General features: G+C 55.1%; 20 protein-coding genes and 1 tRNA gene. 1 reads left to right on the forward strand and 20 read right to left on the reverse strand.

Features of this window, described 5'->3' with window-relative positions; genetic code table 11:
* Positions 1 to 3: 3 nt before the first annotated feature.
* The 12 genes from QZQ97_RS11565 to cydA all read right to left on the reverse strand — a co-directional run bounded on the left by QZQ97_RS11565 (position 4) and on the right by cydA (position 9,262).
* A tRNA-Lys gene (locus QZQ97_RS11565) sits at positions 4 to 79 on the reverse strand.
* 178 nt (positions 80 to 257) lie between these two features.
* A complete protein-coding gene (gene cpoB, locus QZQ97_RS11570) occupies positions 258 to 1,058 on the reverse strand; it encodes a cell division protein CpoB (RefSeq protein WP_065505971.1) in 801 nt (266 codons plus the stop codon).
* Between the two features lie 9 nt (positions 1,059 to 1,067).
* Positions 1,068 to 1,583: a peptidoglycan-associated lipoprotein Pal gene (gene pal, locus QZQ97_RS11575; protein WP_006324120.1), complete on the reverse strand. Its 516-nt coding sequence runs from the start codon at positions 1,581 to 1,583 to the stop codon at positions 1,068 to 1,070.
* 44 nt (positions 1,584 to 1,627) lie between these two features.
* Entirely contained in the window at positions 1,628 to 2,920 is a 1,293-nt protein-coding gene (gene tolB / locus QZQ97_RS11580; protein WP_004949773.1) for a Tol-Pal system beta propeller repeat protein TolB, read from the reverse strand.
* A 135-nt stretch (positions 2,921 to 3,055) separates the two neighbouring features.
* Positions 3,056 to 4,375: a cell envelope integrity protein TolA gene (gene tolA / locus QZQ97_RS11585; protein WP_311993552.1), complete on the reverse strand. Its 1,320-nt coding sequence runs from the start codon at positions 4,373 to 4,375 to the stop codon at positions 3,056 to 3,058.
* A gap of 81 nt (positions 4,376 to 4,456) precedes the next feature.
* Complete coding sequence (tolR, locus tag QZQ97_RS11590) at positions 4,457 to 4,885, reverse strand: colicin uptake protein TolR (protein ID WP_004949769.1); 429 nt, start codon at positions 4,883 to 4,885, stop codon at positions 4,457 to 4,459.
* A gap of 12 nt (positions 4,886 to 4,897) precedes the next feature.
* Positions 4,898 to 5,581 carry a Tol-Pal system protein TolQ gene (gene tolQ / locus QZQ97_RS11595; RefSeq protein WP_006324117.1) on the reverse strand — a complete coding sequence of 228 codons (684 nt, stop codon included), beginning with the start codon at positions 5,579 to 5,581 and terminating at the stop codon, positions 4,898 to 4,900.
* A complete protein-coding gene (gene ybgC / locus QZQ97_RS11600; RefSeq protein WP_004949765.1) occupies positions 5,578 to 5,982 on the reverse strand; it encodes a tol-pal system-associated acyl-CoA thioesterase in 405 nt (134 codons plus the stop codon). Before ybgC ends, tolQ begins: the two co-directional genes overlap by 4 nt.
* 130 nt (positions 5,983 to 6,112) lie before the next feature.
* Complete coding sequence (gene ybgE / locus QZQ97_RS11605; RefSeq protein ID WP_311993553.1) at positions 6,113 to 6,409, reverse strand: cyd operon protein YbgE; 297 nt, start codon at positions 6,407 to 6,409, stop codon at positions 6,113 to 6,115.
* Entirely contained in the window at positions 6,409 to 6,522 is a 114-nt protein-coding gene (gene cydX / locus QZQ97_RS11610; protein WP_004949761.1) for a cytochrome bd-I oxidase subunit CydX, read from the reverse strand. Before cydX ends, ybgE begins: the two co-directional genes overlap by 1 nt.
* Before the next feature lie 17 nt (positions 6,523 to 6,539).
* Positions 6,540 to 7,679 (reverse strand): cytochrome d ubiquinol oxidase subunit II, encoded by a 1,140-nt coding sequence (cydB, locus tag QZQ97_RS11615; RefSeq protein WP_013811926.1) that lies wholly within the window; start codon positions 7,677 to 7,679, stop codon positions 6,540 to 6,542.
* A 14-nt stretch (positions 7,680 to 7,693) separates the two neighbouring features.
* Positions 7,694 to 9,262, reverse strand: coding sequence for a cytochrome ubiquinol oxidase subunit I (cydA, locus tag QZQ97_RS11620; protein WP_311993555.1), 1,569 nt, complete (start codon positions 9,260 to 9,262; stop codon positions 7,694 to 7,696).
* Positions 9,263 to 10,069: 807 nt separating this feature from the next.
* Here cydA and QZQ97_RS11625 point away from each other — a divergent pair.
* Positions 10,070 to 11,968, forward strand: a complete 1,899-nt coding sequence (locus tag QZQ97_RS11625) for a bifunctional metallophosphatase/5'-nucleotidase (protein ID WP_311993556.1) — start codon at positions 10,070 to 10,072, stop codon at positions 11,966 to 11,968.
* 65 nt (positions 11,969 to 12,033) lie between these two features.
* Here QZQ97_RS11625 and sucD read toward each other — a convergent pair whose 3' ends face one another.
* From sucD to sdhC, 8 genes are all read right to left on the reverse strand, one after another.
* Positions 12,034 to 12,906: a succinate--CoA ligase subunit alpha gene (gene sucD, locus QZQ97_RS11630; RefSeq protein ID WP_004949757.1), complete on the reverse strand. Its 873-nt coding sequence runs from the start codon at positions 12,904 to 12,906 to the stop codon at positions 12,034 to 12,036.
* Positions 12,906 to 14,072, reverse strand: coding sequence for an ADP-forming succinate--CoA ligase subunit beta (gene sucC / locus QZQ97_RS11635; protein ID WP_004949756.1), 1,167 nt, complete (start codon positions 14,070 to 14,072; stop codon positions 12,906 to 12,908). Before sucC ends, sucD begins: the two co-directional genes overlap by 1 nt.
* A gap of 117 nt (positions 14,073 to 14,189) precedes the next feature.
* Positions 14,190 to 15,410 (reverse strand): 2-oxoglutarate dehydrogenase complex dihydrolipoyllysine-residue succinyltransferase, encoded by a 1,221-nt coding sequence (odhB, locus tag QZQ97_RS11640; RefSeq protein WP_311993557.1) that lies wholly within the window; start codon positions 15,408 to 15,410, stop codon positions 14,190 to 14,192.
* 18 nt (positions 15,411 to 15,428) lie between these two features.
* The gene (sucA, locus tag QZQ97_RS11645; RefSeq protein ID WP_311993924.1) at positions 15,429 to 18,236 is read right to left on the reverse strand and encodes a 2-oxoglutarate dehydrogenase E1 component; all 2,808 of its coding nucleotides are present in this window, start codon (positions 18,234 to 18,236) and stop codon (positions 15,429 to 15,431) included.
* Between the two features lie 396 nt (positions 18,237 to 18,632).
* A complete protein-coding gene (locus QZQ97_RS11650; RefSeq protein ID WP_065505963.1) occupies positions 18,633 to 19,349 on the reverse strand; it encodes a succinate dehydrogenase iron-sulfur subunit in 717 nt (238 codons plus the stop codon).
* Between the two features lie 16 nt (positions 19,350 to 19,365).
* On the reverse strand, positions 19,366 to 21,132 hold the full coding sequence (sdhA, locus tag QZQ97_RS11655; RefSeq protein WP_311993558.1) for a succinate dehydrogenase flavoprotein subunit: 1,767 nt from the start codon (positions 21,130 to 21,132) through the stop codon (positions 19,366 to 19,368).
* A complete protein-coding gene (gene sdhD / locus QZQ97_RS11660; RefSeq protein ID WP_004949748.1) occupies positions 21,133 to 21,480 on the reverse strand; it encodes a succinate dehydrogenase membrane anchor subunit in 348 nt (115 codons plus the stop codon). It abuts the gene before it with no gap.
* Positions 21,474 to 21,863 (reverse strand): succinate dehydrogenase cytochrome b556 subunit, encoded by a 390-nt coding sequence (gene sdhC / locus QZQ97_RS11665; protein ID WP_065505961.1) that lies wholly within the window; start codon positions 21,861 to 21,863, stop codon positions 21,474 to 21,476. The genes sdhD and sdhC overlap by 7 nt, the downstream gene beginning before the upstream one ends.
* Positions 21,864 to 22,030: the final 167 nt, after the last annotated feature.

Genomic DNA, 22,030 nt, shown 5'->3' on the forward strand with positions numbered 1-22,030 from the left:
AATTGGTGGGTCGTGCGGGATTCGAACCTGCGACCAATTGATTAAAAGTCAACTGCTCTACCAACTGAGCTAACGACCCAATTTCCTAGCTGCTTTAACATCTTGCAAGTTGTCTTGGCAACGGCGGCATATATTACTAATTTATCTTGGCAGCGCAACTTAAATTTTAAAACAAGTGGTTCAACTGCTTGTTCTTCACACGAATGAGCCCAGAAAGCGGTCAGATAGACTAATTTCTGGGCTCATTTTTTTGCTGACTAACCGGCAACGCGACTTTTTGCCTGTTTGGCCGCAGCACTGGTTGGGTATTGTTTAATCACCTGCTGGAACACGGCTTTGGCTTTATCGGCCTGCCCTTTTTCCTGCATGATGATACCCACCTTGTACATTGCGTCCGGCGCCTTAGGTGATTTTGCATAATTCTTCACCACGACGGCAAAATAGTAGGCCGCATCGTCTTTCTTGCCCTTGTTGTAGAACAGCTGCCCCAGCCAATAGTTGGCGTTGGGCTGGTAAGTAGACTTTGGGTACTGTTTTACGAAGGTCTGAAAAGCGGAGATCGCCTGATCATACTGTTTTTTTTCCAGCGCCAATGAAACAGCGGCGTTGTAGTCGCTGTTTTCATCACCCGTACTGGCCGGTGCTGCCGCTGAGGCGCCCGCAGACGCACTGTCAGCGCCGTCGGAGGAAGCAGCCGCTGCTGCTCCACCTGCGGCACCCGCAGCGGCTGCGGAGCTCTGAGCGCCGCCCTGGCTGATGCTATCCATCTGTTGATAGATCTGCTTTTGGCGTTCAACAACCTGATTCAGTTGATATTGGCTTTCCTGGATTTGCCCGCGGAGAGAGTCAATATCGCGCTGATTATCAGAGAGTTGCTGCTGGAGTTGGTTTAAAAGCTGGCCCTGAGCATTGGAGATACGCTCAAGTGAAGTGACACGGTCTTCGACCGAGCCGGAGCCGACATTACTGATTGGCGCTTGGGCAGTAGCGGCCCATGGGACCGCTACGCCAACCAGTAACGACAGACTCAACAAGTGACGTCTGAAGTTACTGTTCATGCGATTCTCTTAGTAAACCAGAACGGCACGACGGTTTTTAGCATAAGCCGCTTCGTCGTGGCCCAGTACTGCTGGTTTTTCTTTACCGTAAGAAACGATAGAGATCTGGTCAGCTGAAACGCCTTTGCCTTGCAGGTACATTTTAACTGCGTTAGCACGACGTTCGCCCAGAGCGATGTTGTATTCCGGCGTGCCGCGTTCGTCCGCGTGGCCTTCAACGGTCACTTTGTAAGACGGGTTGTTACGCAGGAATGCAGAGTGTGCGTCCAGCATCTCGGCGAACTCGGAGCTCACGTCATACTTGTCCAGGCCGAAGTAAACAATGTTGTTCTTCTGCAGTTCTTGCATCTGCAGACGAGCTTGTTCTTCAGAAGACAGGTTGCTGCTGCCGTTTTCTGTACCAGTGCCAGCGCCAGCGCCCAGACCAGATTGGTCGTTGTTTGCGCTTTTGTTAGAACTACAAGCCGCTACAGCCAGAACTGGCAGTGCCAGCAGAAGCCCTTTCAGCACTTTGTTCAGTTGCATTTCTTTGATCCTTTTATAGTTTGCCATACATATTTACACATGCATCACAGATACGGCGACCAGGCAGGGAATTTGACCTGTCCATCGGTTGCCGGAAGACGCGCTTTAAAACGCCCATCAGTCGATACCAGTTGCAGCACGGAGCCCATACCTTGCGTGGAGCTATAGATCACCATGGTGCCATTTGGCGCAATACTAGGCGTTTCGTCCAGGAACGTGCCGGTTAAAACTTGAACGGCTCCCGATCCAAGATCTTGTTTGGCGATATGCTGAGCGCCGCTATTGGAGCTCACCATCACCAGGAATTTACCATCAGAGCTGACTTCAGAATCCTGATTCTGAGAGCCTTCCCATGTCAGACGCTGTGACGCACCGCCACTGGCACTGACTTTATAAATCTGCGGTCGGCCGCCCTGATCGGAGGTATATGCCAGAGACTGGCCATCCGGGAACCAGGTCGGTTCGGTATTGTTGCTGCGCCCGTCGGTGATTTGCGTGATCTGTCCAGAGCCGAGATTCATCACATACAGGTTCAGGCTGCCGCTTTTAGACAGCGCAAAGGCCAGACGGCTGCCGTCCGGTGAGAACGCCGGTGCACCGTTGTGACGCGGGAACGAAGCGATCTGACGGATAGCGCCATTAGCCAGGGTCTGTACGACCAACGCAGAACGGCCGCTTTCAAAGGTCACGTACGCCAGTTTGCTGCCATCCGGCGACCAGGCCGGGGACATCAGCGGCTCCGGTGAACGGTGTACCACAAACTGGTTGTAACCGTCGTAATCCGCTACGCGCAGCTCGTACGGGAATTTCCCGCCGTTGGTCTGCACTACGTAGGCGATACGGGTACGGAAAGCGCCCTTGATACCGGTCAGCTTCTCGAACACTTCGTCACTGGCGGTATGAGCAGAATAACGCAACCATTGCTTGGTCACTTTATACTGGTTTTGCGCCAATACGGTGCCCGGTGAACCTGAAGTGTCCACCAGCTGATAGGAGATCAGGTAGCCGCCGTCTGCACCAGGTTGCACCTGGCCGACCACGACCGCGTCAATGCCCAATGCAGTCCAGGCCGCCGGCGTCACTTCAGACGCGGAGGTCGGTTGCTGCGGCATGCGCGCCACGTCAATAGGGTTGAATTTGCCGCTGTTGCGCAAATCTGCGCCGACAATCTTGCCAATGTCTTCCGGAGGCGTGCCTGGGCCAGCCCATTTAAACGGTACCACACCAATCGGACGAGCGGAGTCGACCCCTTGGGTGATTTCGATGCGAACTTCCGCATGAAGAACGGACGCCCACAGTATTAAAAAACCTAACGCTACTCGAAATGCCTGCTTCATCTCATCTCCCTTATCCAGGCGGGATGCCTGCGATAAATTAGCAGAATTTTAACAAACCAACGCAAACAAAACTACATAATCCCTGTTGGTTACCTTAGTACATCCCTGCGATATGACTTAGTCAATCAACCGTTATTATGGCTTGAATACAAGGGGAGCATTCTTAAACACCTCATACACAGCCTGGCTAGGTGGTTTCGGGATCTTCGCCTGCTTCGCTGCGGCTATCGCCGCCTGACACAGCGCCGGATCACCCCCTTCAGCTTTAACATCAATCAACAGGCCGTCCGGTGCCAGCTTAATACGCAGGTTACAGGTTTTACCGGCGAACGAGCTAGCATCATAAAACTTGCTCTCGATCGCGCCCTTAATCTGCCCCAAATAACCGTTAATATCAGCCCCACTGGCCCCCGCAGTCTTGGCATTGCCCTGACCGGCAGGTTTACCGTCGCCTTTCGACTTGGCGCCGCCGCCTTTCGGTGCATTCTTACCGTCCGCCAGATCGCCAAACAGACTATTCACGTCGGACGACTGCTCAGCCGCTGCGGCAGCCGCCTTCTTCTTGGCATCCGCTGCGGCTTTCTTGGCTGCGGCCTTCTCGGCAGCAGCGGCTTTTTTCTCTGCCTCTGCAGCCGCTTTCTTCTCGGCGTCAGCAGCCGCCTTTTTCTCGGCTTTCTCGGCTTCTGCTGCAGCTTTCTTCTCTGCTTCCGCTGCGGCTTTCTTCTCTGCGTCGGCAGCCGCTTTTTTCTCTGCGGCTTCAGTCGCTTTTTGCTCAGCGGCAGCTGCTTTCTTCGCTTCTTCCGCCTGTTTCTTGGCGGTAGCGGCGGCGGCAGCTTCTTTCTTGGCTTCAGCTTCCGCTTTCTTCTGCGCGTCCGCTTGTGCCTTGGCGACTTTATCCGCTTCGGCCTTGGCCTTGGCGGCGGCTGCTTCCGCTACTTTCTGTTGTTCCTTGGCTTTCGCCGCGGCGTTCTCGGCCACTTTTTGCTGTTCAGCTGCCTGCTTTTGTTGCTCTGCGGCCTGTTTCTGTTGCTCAGCCGCTTGCTTTTGCTGCTCTGCGGCCTGCTTTTGCTGTTCAGCCCGTTCTTTCGCGTCCTGCGCCGCTTTTTCCTGCGCAGTCAAACGCTCTTTCTCCAGCTCTTTCAGGCGCTGTTGTTCCGCCGCCTGCTTCTGCTGAAGTTCTTCGGCCTGTTGCTCCGCTTTTTTCTGGCGCTGCTTTTCAGCACGCTGCGCGTCGTTACTCTGCTGTTGCTGGCGGTTGTACTGCTCCACCACTGCCCCGGGATCGACCATCACTGCACCGACGACCGAACCCTCGCCACCACCGCCGGCGCTGTCCATGTTGACGTTTTCTTGCAGCGATCCCCAAATCAGCAGGGCAATCAATATGAAGTGCAGAACGACCGAAACAATAACGGCGCGGTTCAGCTTATCGTTTTGCTCAGTTGCCTTTACCAAAATAGATTCCCAAAAACTGGTGTTGCTTATACGGGGTTCCTGCGCCTGAGCACAGGAACCGGGTTGCCTCTAACCTTGTGGTCAGATTGGCTGGGTCATCAGCCCCACGGAAGCGACGCCCGCCTGATGGAGAATATTCAATGCCTTGATAATCTCATCGTAGGGTACTTCCTTCGCCCCGCCGATCAAAAAGACCGTCTTCGGGTTAGCCGCTAAACGCGACTTGGCTTCGGCTGCAACCTGCTCCGGCGGCAACAACTCCATGCGGTTGTGATCCACCACCAGGGTATATTGACCGACACCGGAAACCTCGAGGATCACCGGTGGGTTATCGTCACTGGACACCGCCTTGGAATCGGTGGCGTCCGGCAGATCAACCTCAACGCTCTGGGTGATGATCGGCGCAGTTGCCATAAAGATCAGCAACAGCACCAGCAACACGTCGAGCAACGGAACTATGTTAATTTCGGACTTCAGCTCGCGCCGATTACGTCCACGAACTCTCGCCATGCTACCTCCTACTTATTTGCTGTCGCTGGAGAAGGCCTGACGATGCAGAATAGCGGTGAACTCTTCCATAAAGTTGTCGTAATTCTGCTCAAGCTTGTTGACGCGCTGGTTGAGGCGGTTATAGGCCATAACGGCCGGGATAGCGGCGAACAGACCGATGGCGGTTGCGATCAGTGCTTCGGCGATACCCGGTGCTACCATTTGCAGCGTGGCCTGTTTCACCGCACCCAGTGCGATAAAGGCGTGCATAATCCCCCACACGGTGCCGAACAAACCGATATACGGACTGATCGACCCCACGGTGCCGAGGAAAGGAATGTGGTTTTCCAGCGTTTCCAGCTCGCGGTTCATCGAGATGCGCATGGCACGTGACGCGCCTTCGATCACCGATTCCGGCGCATGGTTGTTTGCGCGGTGCAAACGAGCGAATTCTTTGAAACCAGAATGGAAAATTTGCTCGGAGCCGGTCAGGCTATCGCGACGTGCCTGGCTTTCCTGATACAGACGGGAAAGTTCAATACCGGACCAGAATTTGTCTTCAAAGGCCTCGGCGTCACGCGTGGCCGCATTAAGGATGCGGGTGCGCTGAATGATGATCGCCCAGGAGGCTACTGAGAAGCATATCAAAATCAACATGATAAGCTTAACCAGCAGGCTTGCCTTCAAGAATAAATCTAGGATGTTCATCTCATTCACTGCTTAAACTCCGCGACAATAGACTTAGGAAGCGCTATCGGCTTCATTTGGTGTGGATCAATGCATGCAATCAACACATCGGCCTGACTCAAAAGAGTTCCGTCAGAATTGACAATACGTTGAGCAAACGTGAGAGAAGCCCCGCGCATTGAGGTGATTTCACTCTGCACTTCCAGCTGTTCGTCGAGACGAGCCGGAGCCAGATAATCCACCGTCATGCGCCGGACTACGAAAGCGATATGTTCACTGAGCAGCTGCTGTTGATGAAAGTTGTGGTGACGCAGCATCTCGGTGCGCGCTCTTTCAAAAAAGGCGACATAGCGGGCGTGATAGACCACACCACTGGCATCGGTATCCTCGTAGTAAACGCGAACCGGCCATCGAAACAACGTATTACTCACTCTACTTCCCAGCAATGCAATTTAACGGTGCTACTATACGCAAGACGGATCGGGTTGGGAATGGGTTACAAGAAGGGAACGAAAATAATTATGGGCCGGAATGGCCCATAACACGGGGATATAACGGAGATTATAAAGAAACGTAAAATAATCCTGCGGCCAGGATCACAATTGCCGGAAGTGGCGCAAAAAAAGCACGCCATAACGAACGTTGCGGTCGGAACCCGACGCCGTGAATCACACCGGTGCACACCGCCCAAATAAGCAGCAGGCCTTCCCAAATCTCCAGCGAGCTGGTCTTCGCCGCAAAGCGGGTCGGATCCCAGAAAATACAGCCCGCCAAAATCAACGCCAGCACCAATGAAAGGGCCCTAACCGGGCCCTTGTCAGTCACGGCGTACAGCTTGTCAGCCAATGACGAACTCATCACTTGCCGTCTTGCTGCGCTTTTGAATCTTCGTGGTGCTCAAGCGCCAGCGCCGTAATGATACCGAAGGCACAGGCAAGAAGCGTTCCGAGGATCCAGGCAAAATACCACATGGTTTAGCTCCTTATCCTTAATACAGCGAATGCTTGTTGTTCTCGATGAAATTCTTGTCGAGACGGCCAAACATTTTGTAGTACGACCAGCTGGTGTACGCCAGCACGATAGGCACGAAGATCGCCGCAACGACGGTCATCACTTCTAGCGTAAACAGGCTGGACGTCGCGTCCCACATGGTCAGGCTAACGTTAGGCACGGTGCTTGACGGCATCACGAACGGGAACATGGTTACCCCGGCAGTCAGGATCACACAGGCAATGGTTAGTGACGAAGACACGAAGGCCAGTGCGTCTTTCTGCAAGCGCGAGAACAGAGCGGTGAACAATGGCAGCACTACGCCCAACGCAGGCAGCGCCCACAGAGCCGGATACTTGTTGAAGTTAATCAACCAGGCACCCGCCTGATGCGCCACTTCTTTACGCATCGGATTAGACTCCGCCATAGTATTCAGCGCCGAGGTAATCACATACCCATCGATGCCTTTCACCAGCCATACGCCACCCAACAGGAAGAATACCGCCATCACCAGCGTGGAAATCTGCGCCGCAGCGCGTGCGCGCAGGTGGATCTCGCCGGAGGTACGCATCTGCAGATACGTTGCCCCTTGCGTCACCAGCATGGTCAGACTGACCACACCCGCCAACAAGCCAAACGGGTTCAGCAGCTGGAAGAAGTTGCCGGTGTAGAACAGACGCATGTATTCGTCCATGTGGAACGGCACGCCCTGCAACAGGTTGCCGAACGCTACGCCGAACACCACGGCCGGCACGAAGCTGCCGATGAAAATGCCCCAGTCCCACATGTTGCGCCAGCGGCTGTTTTCCAGCTTCGAACGGTAGTCAAAACCGACCGGGCGGAAGAACAAGGCCGACAGCACCAGGATCATCGCGACATAGAAACCGGAAAACGCCGCCGCGTAGACCATCGGCCAGGCGGCGAACAGCGCGCCACCTGCGGTGATCAACCACACCTGGTTACCGTCCCAGTGCGGAGCGATAGAGTTGATCATCACCCGGCGCTCAGTATCGGTTTTGCCGATAATGCGCAGCAGGATGCCGACGCCCATGTCGAAACCGTCGGTGACGGCGAAACCGATCAGCAGAACGCCAATCAGAGCCCACCAGATAAATCGCAGTACTTCATAGTCAAACATACGTGGACTCCTGTTTAGCGCGCTTCCTGCACGGCGGCAGTCGGTTGTTCAAAGTGGTAGCGGCCAGTTTTCAGGCTGCTTGGACCCAGACGCGCAAATTTGAACATCAGGTACATCTCAGCCACCAGGAACAGGGTGTACAAGCCGCAAATCAGCCCCATCGAGAACAGAATGTCGCCTGCAGTCAGTGAAGAGTTGGCGACAGCCGTCGGCAGTACCTCACCGATCGCCCAGGGTTGACGACCGTATTCAGCCACGAACCAGCCGGCTTCAATCGCGATCCAGGGCAGCGGCAAGCCATACAGCGCCGCGCGGTGCAGCCATTTTCTCTGACCGATGCGCCCGCGAATAACGCTCCAGAACGACAGACCGATGATAAGCAGCATCAGCACGCCACAGGCCACCATGATGCGGAAGGCGAAGTACAACGGAGCCACGCGTGGGATGGAGTCTTTGGTCGCTTGCTGGATTTGCGCTTCCGTCGCGTCGGTGACGTTCGGGGTATAACGCTTCAGCAACAGACCGTAGCCCAGATCCTGCTTGGCTTTATTGAACTCGGCGCGAACCGCCGGATCGGTATTGCCGCCACGCAGCTCTTCCAGCAGTTGGTAAGCTTTCATCCCGTTGCGGATACGCACCTCATGCTGCGCCATCAGATCTTTCAGGCCGGTGACCTGGGTATCCGTGGAGCGAGTCGCAATCAGCCCGAGCGCGTAAGGGATTTGAATCGCGTAGGAGTTTTCCATTTTATCCTGATTCGGGATACCGAACAGGGTAAAGGCGGCCGGAGCCGGTTGGGTTTCCCACTCGGCTTCGATAGCGGCCAGCTTGGTCTTCTGCACGTCGCCCATTTCGTAACCGGATTCATCACCCAGCACGATAACGGACAATACGGCAGCCATACCGAAACTGGCGGCGATGGCGAAGGAGCGCTTGGCGAAGGCGACATCGCGACCTTTCAACAGGTAGTAAGAGCTGATACCCAGAACGAACATCGCGCCACAGGTGTAGCCGGCAGCCACGGTATGCACAAACTTCACCTGCGCAACCGGGTTGAGTACCAGTTCGGAGAAGCTGAGCATCTCCATGCGCATGGTTTCGAAGTTGAAGTCGGATGCGATCGGGTTCTGCATCCAGCCGTTGGCAACCAGGATCCACAGTGCGGAGAAGTTCGAGCCCAGCGCCACAAGCCAGGTTACCGCCATGTGCTGCACTTTGCTCAGACGATCCCAGCCGAAGAAGAACAGGCCGACCAGCGTCGATTCCAGGAAGAACGCCATCAGACCTTCGATGGCCAGCGGGGCCCCGAAAATATCACCGACGTAGTGGGAGAAATATGACCAGTTGGTCCCGAACTGGAACTCCATGGTCAAACCGGTAGCCACACCCAGAGCAAAGTTAATTGCAAATAACTTGCCCCAGAATTTGGTCATATCTTTATAGATTTGTTTGCCAGACAGCACATATACCGTTTCCATAATTGCCAGCAAAAACGCCATGCCTAGCGTTAATGGGACAAATAAGAAATGGTACATCGCCGTTAAAGCAAACTGTAAGCGCGACAGTTCGACAATATCAAACATCTTGACTCCTTGCTCCTCGCAGGAAGACTCCGACATGCGGTTATCGGCATATACCCGTCATACTTGAAGCTGTATCTGTGTTGGCCGCGAACGCTCACCCGATTACTTACTTAAGTAAGCTCCCGGGGACTCACGCTCTTGCCGTCGTGATACAACATCAATTATTTAGGGTATGGCTTTTTTCAAAGCTGCCGGTAACGCCCCGCAGTGAATGCCCTTAAACACAACAAATTTGATCCAGCTTCTCCGCTTTCAACCGCACACTCACCGCAAGGCCGCGCGGGCCATCGCCAAGCACACCACTGAAAACCGACAACGGGTAACAAATGCAACAAGATCAACCATCCATAATCACAACATGGATGATACTCGCCCAATCCCACACAATAAATAGGTTTTTGCGTGATGCGGGTTAGACTTTTGGTTACAGGTCAAATCTTGGCCGAAAGAGGAACTTCGGGCTAATTTGATCTGAAACAATTTAAGCCTATCTCAGTATTATTTCCATATTCATCAGCACATTTCTCATAATTTTCTTAGGGTCATGTTGCGCAATGGTTTAATTGTTTTTTAATGATATTTTTGTGTTAAATAAATGTAATTCAAAAGCGGCCTCATTGTATTATTACGCGCTTATTATGCGACATAATTAACTTTTTATTTCCAATAATCGAACACAGTGATTTCAGTCACAAAAACAAAAAACTCTCTCCAATATTAGTCTATTTTTGGCGATTCGATCGTAAAGGTTGCATTTTTGTAGCAAAATAGAGTCTTGTATAAAAAATCTTTGGCCTACAATAACTTATGAAAAAAATTCTTTTTGCCTCTGTTCTTGGACTCTCAGGAAGCGCCATTGCTGCGGAAACGGTGAATATCACGCTGCTGGGCACCTCCGACCTGCACGGCACCTTCGTGCCCTGGGACTACGCCAGCGATACCGAAAATCTGGCAGGCAGCCTGAGCCAGATCGCCACTCAGATTAAAAAGCTGCGCGCCGAGCAGCCCAACCTGATCCTGGTTGACGCCGGCGACACCATTCAGGGCAACTTTGTCGAAACCTTCAAACATGAGGCCATCAGCCCAATGATGCTGGGCTTCAACGCGCTCAAGTACGATGTATGGGTGATGGGTAACCACGAATTTGATTTCGGTCTGCCGGTATTGGCAACGCCACTCAAACAGTTTGAAGGCACTGCGCTGGCGGGCAATATTTTCTGGGATAACGGTAAGCCGTTCCTGCCGGCGTACAAAATTATCGAACGCCAGGGCGTTAAAATCGGCATTATCGGCATGGATACGCCAATGACCGCCGAGTTTGCCAAAGGCACCGATCGCACCAAAGGGCTGAACTTTACCGATCCCGTGCAGGCGGTGAAGAACGTAATCAGCGAGATTGACAGCCAGGTCGACGCCATCGTTCTGGTGGCGCATATGGGTATCGATAACGAAAACCAGCGGCCAGGCACCGGCGTGGCCGACATTGCCAACGCTAACCCGCAGCTGGCAGCGATCGTCGCCGGGCATATGCATGTAAAAATCGACAAGGCAGTGGTCAACGGCGTCATTATTACCGAGCCGGATAAATATGGCCGCGCGCTGTCGCGCATCGATCTGCAGTTTGAACGGCGCGACGGCAAATTCGCCCTGATCAATAAAGACAGTTTTACCTACCCGATTAAGGGCATCACGCCCGACAGCGGCATGCTGGCCCTCTACCAACCGTATCACGATATCCTGCGCGCCAATGCCAACCGGGTGGTAGCGACGCTGACCGGCAGCGATCTGGTGCCTGCCGACGAGATCAAGGGCATTCCGCAGGTGCATATCCAGGATACCGGTATCAGCGCCCTGTTCCAGCAAGCAGCCCGTTATTACGCGCCGCAGGCGCAGGTGATCGCCCTGCAAATCGATAATGACTTCGCCAAACTCGATGTCGGTGAAATCAAGGCCAAGGATATCGCGTTCAACTATCAATACGCCGGCGGTGAAATCACCGTTTATCAGCTCAACGGCAAAGCGTTAAAACAGTATATGGAGTGGTCCGCCGGTTACTTTAACCAACTTAAGCCCGGTGACGTCACCTACAGCTTTAACCCGGCGCGTCGCGCCTCCAAATACTCCACCAACGACTTTTTCGACGGCGTCACCTACAGCATCGATCTGCGCCAACCCGCCGGGTCGCGCATTACCGATTTACGCCTGGCCGATGGCACCCCGGTTACCGACGATATGCCGATTCGCCTGGGCATGAACAGCTATCGCATGGGGCATCTGACGCAAAAAGGCGGTGCGCTGGAGGGGCAATCCTTCCCGGTGCTGTCCGACAGCAAGGCGCAATACGGCGAGGAGGAAGGCACCATCCGCAATCTCACCCTGCGTTATCTGACGGAAGTGAAAAAAGGACAATATCAAGGGCTGCCGCAGCAACGCTGGAAACTGGTGGGCATGGAAGGCTATGAACCCCAGCGGGCGATCGTCAAAAATCTGTTAAATCAAGGCATCATCCGCGTTCCCACCACCGATGACGGCCGTTACACCAACGTGGCATCAATCAACGTCAAAGACGCATTATTCAGTGACGCCGCAGACTATAACGCCGCCCTCTCCTCACTCGAAAAACAACAGGGAACCAGCAACGACGCAATGCAAAAACAACGTCTGCAGGATCGCATAACGCTGATCAAGGCACTCAACAGCTTCTGACCCCTTTCCATAAAAAAGGCCACCCAAAAGGGTGGCCACAATCATGTCGAGACAGTCTTGCCGTATCAGCGATTCAATACCGCTTTTACCGCTTCACCGATGTCAGCCAGGCTGCGTACGGTTTTAACCCCGGCAGCTTCCAGCGCTGCGAATTTTTCGTCCGCAGTGCCTTTACCGCCGGCGATGATGGCGCCTGCGTGGCCCATACGTTTGCCTTTCGGCGCGGTAACGCCGGCAATGTAGCCCACAACCGGCTTGGTGACGTGTTCTTTGATGTAAGCCGCCGCTTCTTCTTCCGCGCTACCGCCGATCTCGCCGATCATCACTATCGCTTCAGTTTGCGGATCTTCCTGGAACATTTTCAGGATATCGATGAAGTTGGAGCCCGGGATTGGGTCGCCGCCGATGCCCACACAGGTAGACTGGCCCAGACCGGTATCGGTAGTTTGCTTAACCGCTTCATAGGTCAGGGTACCGGAGCGGGAAACGATGCCCACTTTACCCGGCAGGTGGATGTGGCCTGGCATGATGCCGATTTTGCACTCGCCCGGAGTGATAACGCCTGGGCAGTTCGGGCCAATCATGCGCACGCCGGCTTCATCCAGCTTCACTTTCACGGTCAGCATATCCAGCGTCGGGATGCCTTCTGTGATGGTGATGATCAGTTTGATGCCTGCATCGATAGCTTCCAGAATGGAATCTTTGCAGAACGGTGCCGGAACGTAGATCACGGACGCGGTGGCGCCAGTGGCTTCTACCGCTTCGCGCACGGTATTGAACACCGGCAGACCCAGGTGTTGAGTGCCGCCTTTGCCTGGCGTAACGCCACCGACCATTTTGGTGCCGTAAGCGATAGCCTGCTCGGAGTGGAAGGTCCCCTGGCTACCGGTGAAGCCCTGGCAAATTACTTTGGTGTTCTTATCGATTAAAATGGACATTATTTACCCTCCACTGCCGCAACAACTTGCTGAGCCGCATCAGTCAGGCTGGTCGCAGCAATGATATTCAGACCGCTGTCCGCCAGTTTCTTGGCGCCCAGTTCGGCATTGTTCCCTTCCAGACGCACGACCACAGGGACGTTAACGCCCACTTCGGCGACTGCGCCAATGATGCCGTCGGCGATCAGATCGCAACGCACGATACCACCGAAAATGTTGACCAGAACCGCTTTCACCTTGTCGTCAGACAGGATGATTTTGAACGCTTCCGTTACGCGCTCTTTAGTGGCGCCGCCGCCTACGTCGAGGAAGTTAGCCGGTTCGCCGCCGTGCAGTTTAACGATGTCCATGGTGCCCATCGCCAGACCGGCGCCGTTAACCATGCAGCCGATGTTGCCGTCGAGAGCAACGTAGTTCAGCTCCCACTGTGCAGCGCGGGATTCACGCTCATCTTCCTGAGAAGGGTCACGCATTTCACGCAGTTCAGACTGGCGGAACAGTGCGTTGCCGTCAGCGCCCAGTTTGCCGTCCAGGCAGATCAGATCGCCCTGCTTGGTCACTACCAGCGGGTTGATCTCAACCATCGCCAGATCGCGCTCCAGGAACAAGGTCGCCAGGCCCATGAAGATTTTGGCGAACTGGCCGACTTGTTTGCCGGTCAGGCCCAGTTTGAAGGCCAGTTCACGGCCCTGGTAAGGCTGTGGACCTGCCAGTGGGTCGATGGTCATTTTGTGGATCAGTTCCGGGGTTTCTTCCGCAACTTTTTCAATCTCGACGCCACCTTCGGTGGATGCCATAAACACCACGCGACGGCTTGCACGGTCAACTACCGCGCCCAGGTACAGTTCTTTATCGATGTCGGTCGCCGCTTCTACCAGGATCTGGTGAACCGGTTGGCCCAGCGCGTCAGTCTGGTAAGTCACCAGACGCTTGCCCAGCCAGGCTTCAGCGAAAGCACGGATGTCTTCTTTGCTGTTAACCACTTTAACGCCGCCAGCTTTACCGCGACCGCCAGCATGAACCTGACATTTAACCACCCACGGGCCGGAGCCGATTTTGGATGCGGCTTCTTCTGCTTCACGCGGTGTGGTACAGGCGTAACCGGTCGGTGCCGGCATGCCATACCGAGCAAACAGCTGTTTTGCCTGATATTCGTGTAAATTCATGATGTTCTATCCATTCAGTTCTGAAGGTTTTAGCCGAGTCATTTTGGCGGAAAACCGCATGACTTCAGTCGGCCACATAGCACAGAGTGTGGGCGCGGCGTACCGCGCCCATCAGGGTTATACGTCCAGCAGCAGACGAGCCGGATCTTCCAGCATCTCTTTCACCGTCACCAGGTAACCAACGGACTCTTTGCCGTCGATCAGGCGGTGATCGTAAGAAAGCGCCAGATACATCATTGGCTGGATCACAACCTGGCCATTCACTGCCATTGGGCGATCTTTAATGGCGTGCATGCCCAGGATCGCGCTCTGCGGTGGGTTGATGATCGGGGTAGACATCAATGAACCGAATACGCCGCCGTTGGTAATGGTGAAGTTACCGCCGGTCAGTTCTTCCACGGTCAATTTGCCGTCACGGCCTTTGACCGCCAGCTCTTTGATTTTCTTCTCGATATCCGCCATGCTCATGCTGTCTACATCGCGCAGAACCGGGGTCACCAGGCCGCGTGGGGTAGATACCGCAATGCTGATATCGAAGTAGTTGTGGTACACCACGTCAGTGCCGTCAATGGAAGCGTTCACTTCCGGGAAGCGTTTCAGCGCTTCAACCACCGCTTTGATGTAGAAGGACATGAAGCCCAGACGTACACCGTGGCGTTTTTCGAAGGCTTCACCGTACTGCTTGCGCAGGTCCATGATCGGCTGCATGTTGATTTCGTTGAAGGTAGTCAGCATCGCAGTGCTGTTCTTCGCTTCCAACAGGCGCTCAGCCACGCGCTTGCGCAGACGGGTCATCGGTACGCGTTTTTCACTGCGGTTGCTCAGACCTGGCTGCGGTGCGGCTTCAACTGCTGCTGCGGCCGGCTTGTCGGCTTTCTTGCCGTTAGCCAGATGCGCTTCCACGTCTTCGCGAGTGATGCGGCCACCCACGCCGCTGCCTTTGATGGCTGCAGCGTCGAGATCGTGTTCAGCAATCAGGCGACGGATCGCCGGGCTGAGTGCATCGTTGCTCTCTTCTTCCAGGCTGGCGGTTGCGCGCTGTGCCGGAGTGGCTTCTTTAGCCTGGTTTTTCTCTTCGGTCGGTTTGCCAGAGCTATCGCCCGGGCGAATACGGCCGAGGATCTGGCGAGAAAGCACGGTTGCGCCCTCTTCTTCCACGATCGCATCAAGAATACCTGCTTCGCTGGCCGGCACTTCCAACACAACTTTGTCAGTTTCGATTTCAACCAGAACTTCGTCACGCTGGACGCTGTCGCCTGGTTTCTTGTGCCAGGTGGCTACGGTCGCATCGGCAACCGATTCAGGAAGGTCAGGAACCAGAATATCTACGCTACTCATTTAGCTTTCCCTTAATCTTTATTCAATATTCAGCGCGTCATTAACCAGAGCCTGTTGCTGCTTCTGGTGTACGGACATATAACCGACCGCCGGCGAGGCGGAGGCTGGACGTCCGGCGTAACGTAAAGAAGCCCCGAACGGCACGACTTCACGGAAATTGTGTTGGCTGCAGTACCAGGCACCCTGGTTCAGCGGCTCTTCCTGACACCAGACGAAATCATGCACGTGAGCATACTTCTCCAGCACGGCCTGAACGGCCTGGTGCGGGAACGGGTACAGCTGCTCGATACGTACGATGGCCACGTCTTTCTGGTCGTTCTTGCGGCGCTGTTCCAGCAGGTCGTAATACACCTTGCCGGAGCACATCACCACGCGTTTGACCGCTTTCGGATCCAGCTCGTCGATCTCGCCGATCGCCGGCAGGAAGGTGCCGTTAGCCAATTCTTCCAGGGAAGAAATCGCCAGCGGATGACGCAGCAGGGATTTCGGTGACATCACCACCAACGGACGGCGCATACCGCGCAGCGCCTGACGACGCAGCATATGGTAAACCTGTGCCGGGGTGGACGGGATGCACACCTGCATATTCTGTTCTGCACACAGCTGCAGGTAACGCTCCAGACGCGCGGAGGAGTGCTCCGGACCCTGGCCTTCGTAACCGTGCGGCAACAGCATCACCAGGCCGCACATACGGCCCCATTTCTGCTCGCCGGAGCTGATGAACTGATCGATCACCACCTGAGCGCCGTTGGCGAAGTCGCCGAACTGCGCTTCCCAGATGGTCAGGGTGCGCGGTTCCGCAGTAGCGTAGCCGTATTCGAACGCCAGCACCGCTTCTTCAGACAACACGGAGTCCCAGACTTTAAACTCGCCCTGCCCGCTGTGCACATTCGCCAGAGGAACGTAGACCGAACCGTTTTTCTGGTTATGCACCACCGCATGACGGTGGAAGAAGGTTCCGCGCCCGGCATCTTCACCGGAGATACGAATCGGAATGCCTTCATCGACCATAGTGGCGTAGGCCAGCGTTTCAGCCGCGCCCCAGTCGAACGCTTTGTTGCCTGCGGCCATCTCTGCACGGTCGCCGTAGATTTTCGCTACGCGCGACTGCATTTCGATCGCTTCCGGTACGGTGCTGATGCGACGCGCCAGTTCCTGCAAGCGCTTCATCTCAACCTTGCTTGGGTACTCTTCGTCCCACTCGTGGTTCAGGTACGGCGACCAGGTAAAGGAATGCAGATTCATTGGACGCCACTCTTCAACCACGCAATCGCCACGATCGAGCGCATCGCGATACAGGTTGACCATTTCCGTGGCATCTTCCAGGCTCGCGACTTTCTGTTCGGTAAGAACGTCAGCATAAAGCTTGCGCGGCGTCGGGTGTTTTTTGATCTTCTGATACATCACCGGCTGGGTTGCACTTGGCTCGTCGGCCTCGTTATGCCCATGACGACGGTAGCAGACCAGATCGATCATCACATCGCGTTTGAAGGTGTTACGGAAATCCAGCGCCAGGCGGGTAACGAACGCCACCGCTTCCGGATCGTCAGCATTAACGTGGAAGATCGGCGACTGCACCATTTTGGCGATATCGGTACAGTATTGGGTCGAGCGCGCATCCAGCGGGTTGGAGGTGGTGAAACCAACCTGGTTGTTGATGACGATACGCACCGTGCCGCCCACTTCGTAACCGCGTGCCTGCGACATGTTCAGGGTTTCCTGAACCACGCCCTGGCCGGTAATGGCGGCGTCACCGTGAATGGTGATTGGCAGCACCATGTTGCTGCGCGCTTCGTCCAGACGATCGCGGCGGGCGCGTACGGAGCCCATAACCACCGGGCTGACGATCTCCAGGTGCGACGGGTTGAACGCCAGCGCCAGGTGAACCATGCCGCCTTCGGTTTCGACGTCGGAGGAGAAGCCCTGGTGATATTTTACATCACCGGTACCGAGGTGTTCTTTATGCTTGCCGGCAAACTCGTCGAACAGGTCGGCGGGCTTTTTACCCAGCACGTTGATCAACACGTTCAGACGGCCGCGGTGAGCCATACCCAGCACCACTTCGCGCGTGCCGTTCTTGCCGGCGTGGCGAACCATCTCTTTCAGCATGGGCACCAACGCGTCGCCACCTTCCAGCGAGAAGCGTTTCGCTCCCGGGAATTTAGCGCCGAGATAGCGTTCCAGACCTTCCGCTGCGGTCAGCTCGTTCAGGAAACGGCGTTTCTCTTCGTTAGTAAAGCTGGCGCGCCCCGCTACCGATTCGATGCGCTGTTGGATCCAGCGTTTCTCTTCGGTATTGGTGATGTGCATGTATTCCGCACCGATCGAACCGCAGTAAGTCTGTTTCAACGCGGCATACAGATCGCCCAGCTTCATGGTTTCTTTGCCGATGGCAAATGAACCCACGTTGAAGGTTTCCTGGAAGTCGGCTTCGGTCAGATTGTGGTAAGCGGGATCGAGATCAGCAACGGTCTCTTGTTGCCACAGGCCGAGCGGATCGAGGTTGGCATGCTGATGTCCGCGGAAACGGAAGGCGTTGATCAGCTGCAGTACCTTGACCTGTTTGGCGTCGGTGTCTGGATCGTTGATGGTGGTGTTGTAACGCGCAGAGTCTTTCGCCAGGCGGCGGAAGTAGTCGCGCGTTTGAGAGTGAAGCTGATCGGGTTTAACACCCGCGGTTGGTAGCTGTTGAAAAATGGAACGCCAGCTATCTTCAACGGAGCCCGGATCGGTTAAGAAGTCTTCATAGAGCTGTTCTATGTAAGACTGGTTCGCGCCCGCCAGATAGGAGGAATCCAGCCAGGCCTTCATTGCGCCGTTCTGCATCATGATCCCTTAAGCTTTGAAGCTTTAGTTTTCGCCGTGGTTAACATAATTACCGTGATGGATACGGTTTGCCGTAGAAACGGTTCACTCGACGTACTTAATACCCGTCGCCTTTCAAGCCGCAGCGTTGTTGCCTGCGTTCGCTCCCCCCAGTTACTTACTGAAGTAAGCGCCTGGGGACTCACGAACTGGTCGCCTAGCTGCAACTCGAAAGTCATAGGGTATGCCATTATGGCCTGATACGTTTTGTTATGGACCTTGCGGCCCCTTACAAGGAACCTCTAAAAACCGGCGGGCGAACCAGGCTGCATAGCGCCGCAGCCGCGGGTCAGTTTTTAGAGGTTCCCTCCTTTGTGATGTGCGCCGGGACCTGCCCGGCGCAGCATCTCGTTCCGCTTATGCGCCGCGTTGCAGCAGCATAGACTTGATATGACCGATCGCACGCGTCGGGTTCAAGCCTTTAGGGCATACACTGACACAATTCATAATGCTATGGCAGCGGAAAACACTGAAAGCGTCGTCCAGATCGTCTAAACGTTCTTGCGTTTCCGTGTCACGGCTGTCGATCAGGAAGCGGTACGCTGCCAACAGGCCGGCCGGCCCCACGAACTTGTCAGGATTCCACCAGAACGATGGGCAAGACGTCGAGCAACAGGCACACAGGATACATTCATACAAACCATCCAGTTTAGCCCGTTGTTCCGGCGATTGCAGGTGTTCACGCGCCGGAGGATTCTTGCCGTCGTTCAGCAGGTAAGGCTTGATCTTTTCATACTGGGTATAGAACTGGCCCATATCCACCACCAGATCCCGTACCACCGGCAAACCCGGCAGCGGGCGGATCACAATCTTGTTGTTGCCTTTGCGCAACGCCGAGATGGGGGTAATGCACGCCAGACCGTTTTTCCCGTTCATGTTCAGACCATCGGAACCGCACACGCCTTCACGGCACGAACGGCGGAACGACAGGGTCGGATCTTTTTCTTTCAGCTGGATTAACGCATCCAGCAGCATCATGTCCCGGCCTTCTTCCGCTTCCAGGGTGTAATCCTGCATATGCGGAGCGTCATCAACATCCGGGTTATAGCGATATATTGAGAATTCGAGTTTCATCAATCGATCTCCGCGATCAGTAGGAACGCACTTTCGGTGGGAATGCCGGGCGCAGCTTCGGTTGCATGTTCACTTCACGACGCGTCATGCTTTCCGATTGCGGCTGATACAGCGAGTGGCACAGCCAGTTGGCGTCATCGCGCTCCGGGAAGTCGAAGCGGCTGTGCGCCCCACGGCTTTCGGTACGGAAGTTGGCCGACACGGCGGTGGAAAACGCGGTCTCCATCAGGTTATCCAACTCCAGGCATTCGATGCGCTGGGTGTTGAATTCGCTGGAGGTATCGTCCAGGCGTGCGTTCTTCAGACGTTCACGGATCTCTTTCAACTCTTCCAGCCCTTTCGCCATGGCATCACCTTCACGGAATACCGAGAAGTTGTGCTGCATACAGGCTTGCAGCGCCTTGCGAATTTCAACCGGATCTTCACCCGAACGGGTGTTGTTCCAGCGATTCAGACGCTCCAGCGACGCATCCACATCCGATTCGCTGGCGTCACGGCTTTCGCCCTGCTCCGCGAGTGACTCCTGCAAATGCATGCCGGCAGCACGCCCGAACACCACCAGATCAAGCAGCGAGTTGCCGCCCAGGCGGTTGGCGCCGTGTACCGATACGCAGGCGATTTCGCCCACGGCAAACAGACCCGGGATCACCACGTCTTCGCCTTTCTCGTTCACGGTCAGTGCCTGGCCGGTCACCTTGGTCGGAATACCGCCCATCATGTAGTGGCAGGTCGGAATAACCGGGATCGGTTCTTTCACCGGATCGACGTGCGCGAAGGTGCGCGACAGTTCCAGAATGCCCGGCAGGCGGGATTCCAGTACCTCTTTACCCAGGTGATCCAGCTTCAGCTTGACGTGCGGGCCCCACGGGCCGTCACAGCCGCGGCCTTCGCGGATTTCAATCATGATCGAACGGGCAACCACATCACGGCCCGCCAGGTCTTTGGCGTTCGGCGCATAGCGCTCCATGAAACGCTCGCCGTGTTTGTTCAGCAGATAACCGCCTTCACCACGGCAACCTTCCGTCACCAATACCCCGGCGCCGGCGATGCCGGTCGGGTGGAACTGCCACATTTCCATGTCCTGCACCGGCACGCCGGCGCGCAGCGCCATGCCGACACCGTCACCGGTGTTAATATGCGCGTTGGTGGTGGACTGGTAAATACGGCCTGCACCGCCGGTCGCCAGCACGGTGGCTTTGGCTTTGAAGTACACGACTTCACCGGTTTCGATGCAGATAGCCGTGGTGCCTACCACCGCGCCATCCTGGTTTTTCACCAGATCCAGCGCATACCACTCGGAGAAAATAGTGGTGTGGTTTTTCAGGTTCTGTTGATACAGGGTGTGCAATAGGGCGTGACCGGTACGGTCAGCCGCCGCCGCGGTGCGTGCCGCCTGCTCGCCGCCAAAGTTCAGTGACTGGCCGCCGAACGGGCGCTGATAGATGCGGCCTTCATCCGTACGGGAGAACGGCAACCCCATGTGCTCCAGCTCCAGAACCGCTTCCGGGCCGGTTTTACACATATATTCAATGGCGTCCTGGTCACCGATATAATCGGAACCTTTCACCGTGTCATACATATGCCATTCCCAGTTATCTTCGTGGTTATTGCCCAAGGCTACGGTAATGCCGCCCTGCGCAGACACGGTATGGGAACGGGTCGGGAATACTTTGGATAGCAGGGCACACGTGGAGCCCGCTTGAGAAATTTGCAATGCCGCGCGCATACCTGCACCGCCAGCACCGATAACTACAGCATCAAACTCTCTGACCGGCAGTTTCATTTACACACCCCACACTACGATTGTTCCGTACAGTAAATAGACCAGCAACACGACAACGATCGCCAGTTGCAACACCAGACGCACCGCCAGCGGTTTGACGTAATCCGTCAGCACCTGCCACAAACCGACCCAGGCGTGAACCAGAATCGACAGCAGCGTCAGCAGCGTGAACACTTTCGTAATAGAGGTGGCGAAGAAGCCGCGCCAGATTTCATAGGTGAGATCCGGAGCCGTGACGAAGAAGCCCAGGATATACAACACGTACAGGGTGATGACGATAGCGGAAGCACGCAGTAACAACCAATCGTGTACGCCATTGCGGCCTAATGCAGAAACATTGTTTACCATACGAGGACTCCAGCCAGAACTGACAGCACGACGGTCAGACCGATCGCCACTTGGGCAGAACGGGTACCGGCGGCTAAACTCTCTTCGATATAGCCAAAATCCATTAACAAGTGACGGATGCCACCGCAAATGTGATAGGCCAACGCCGTGAGGATGCCCCAGAATATGAATTTGACGATGAAGCTATTCATGATGGCGGCAGCCTGCATGAAACCCTCTTGGGAAGAGAGAGACAGGCCCAGCAGCCAGAGGAGGATACCCACGGCAACGAAGGTAATTACGCCAGAGACTCGGTGTAAAATGGACGCTATCGCAGTTACGGGAAACTGAATCGTTTGCAGATCCAGGTTGACAGGTCTTTGTTTTTTCACGTTTTTGCCCACACAGCTCTTATTATTTTCCTTCCTCCGGGCCTGGGTGGGGATCAGACAGCGTTAAGAGCCAAAACCCTTACACGTCACGCGCTCAAACATCAACATCCTCTGTGCTTAAACGGCGCGCATTTATAACGCTGGGTGCTCCTACTTCAGGGTAATCCGGAGACCTGGCG

Origin of the sequence: Serratia sp. root2, from assembly GCF_031931805.1 — a bacterium.
GTDB lineage: Bacteria > Pseudomonadota > Gammaproteobacteria > Enterobacterales > Enterobacteriaceae > Serratia > Serratia inhibens.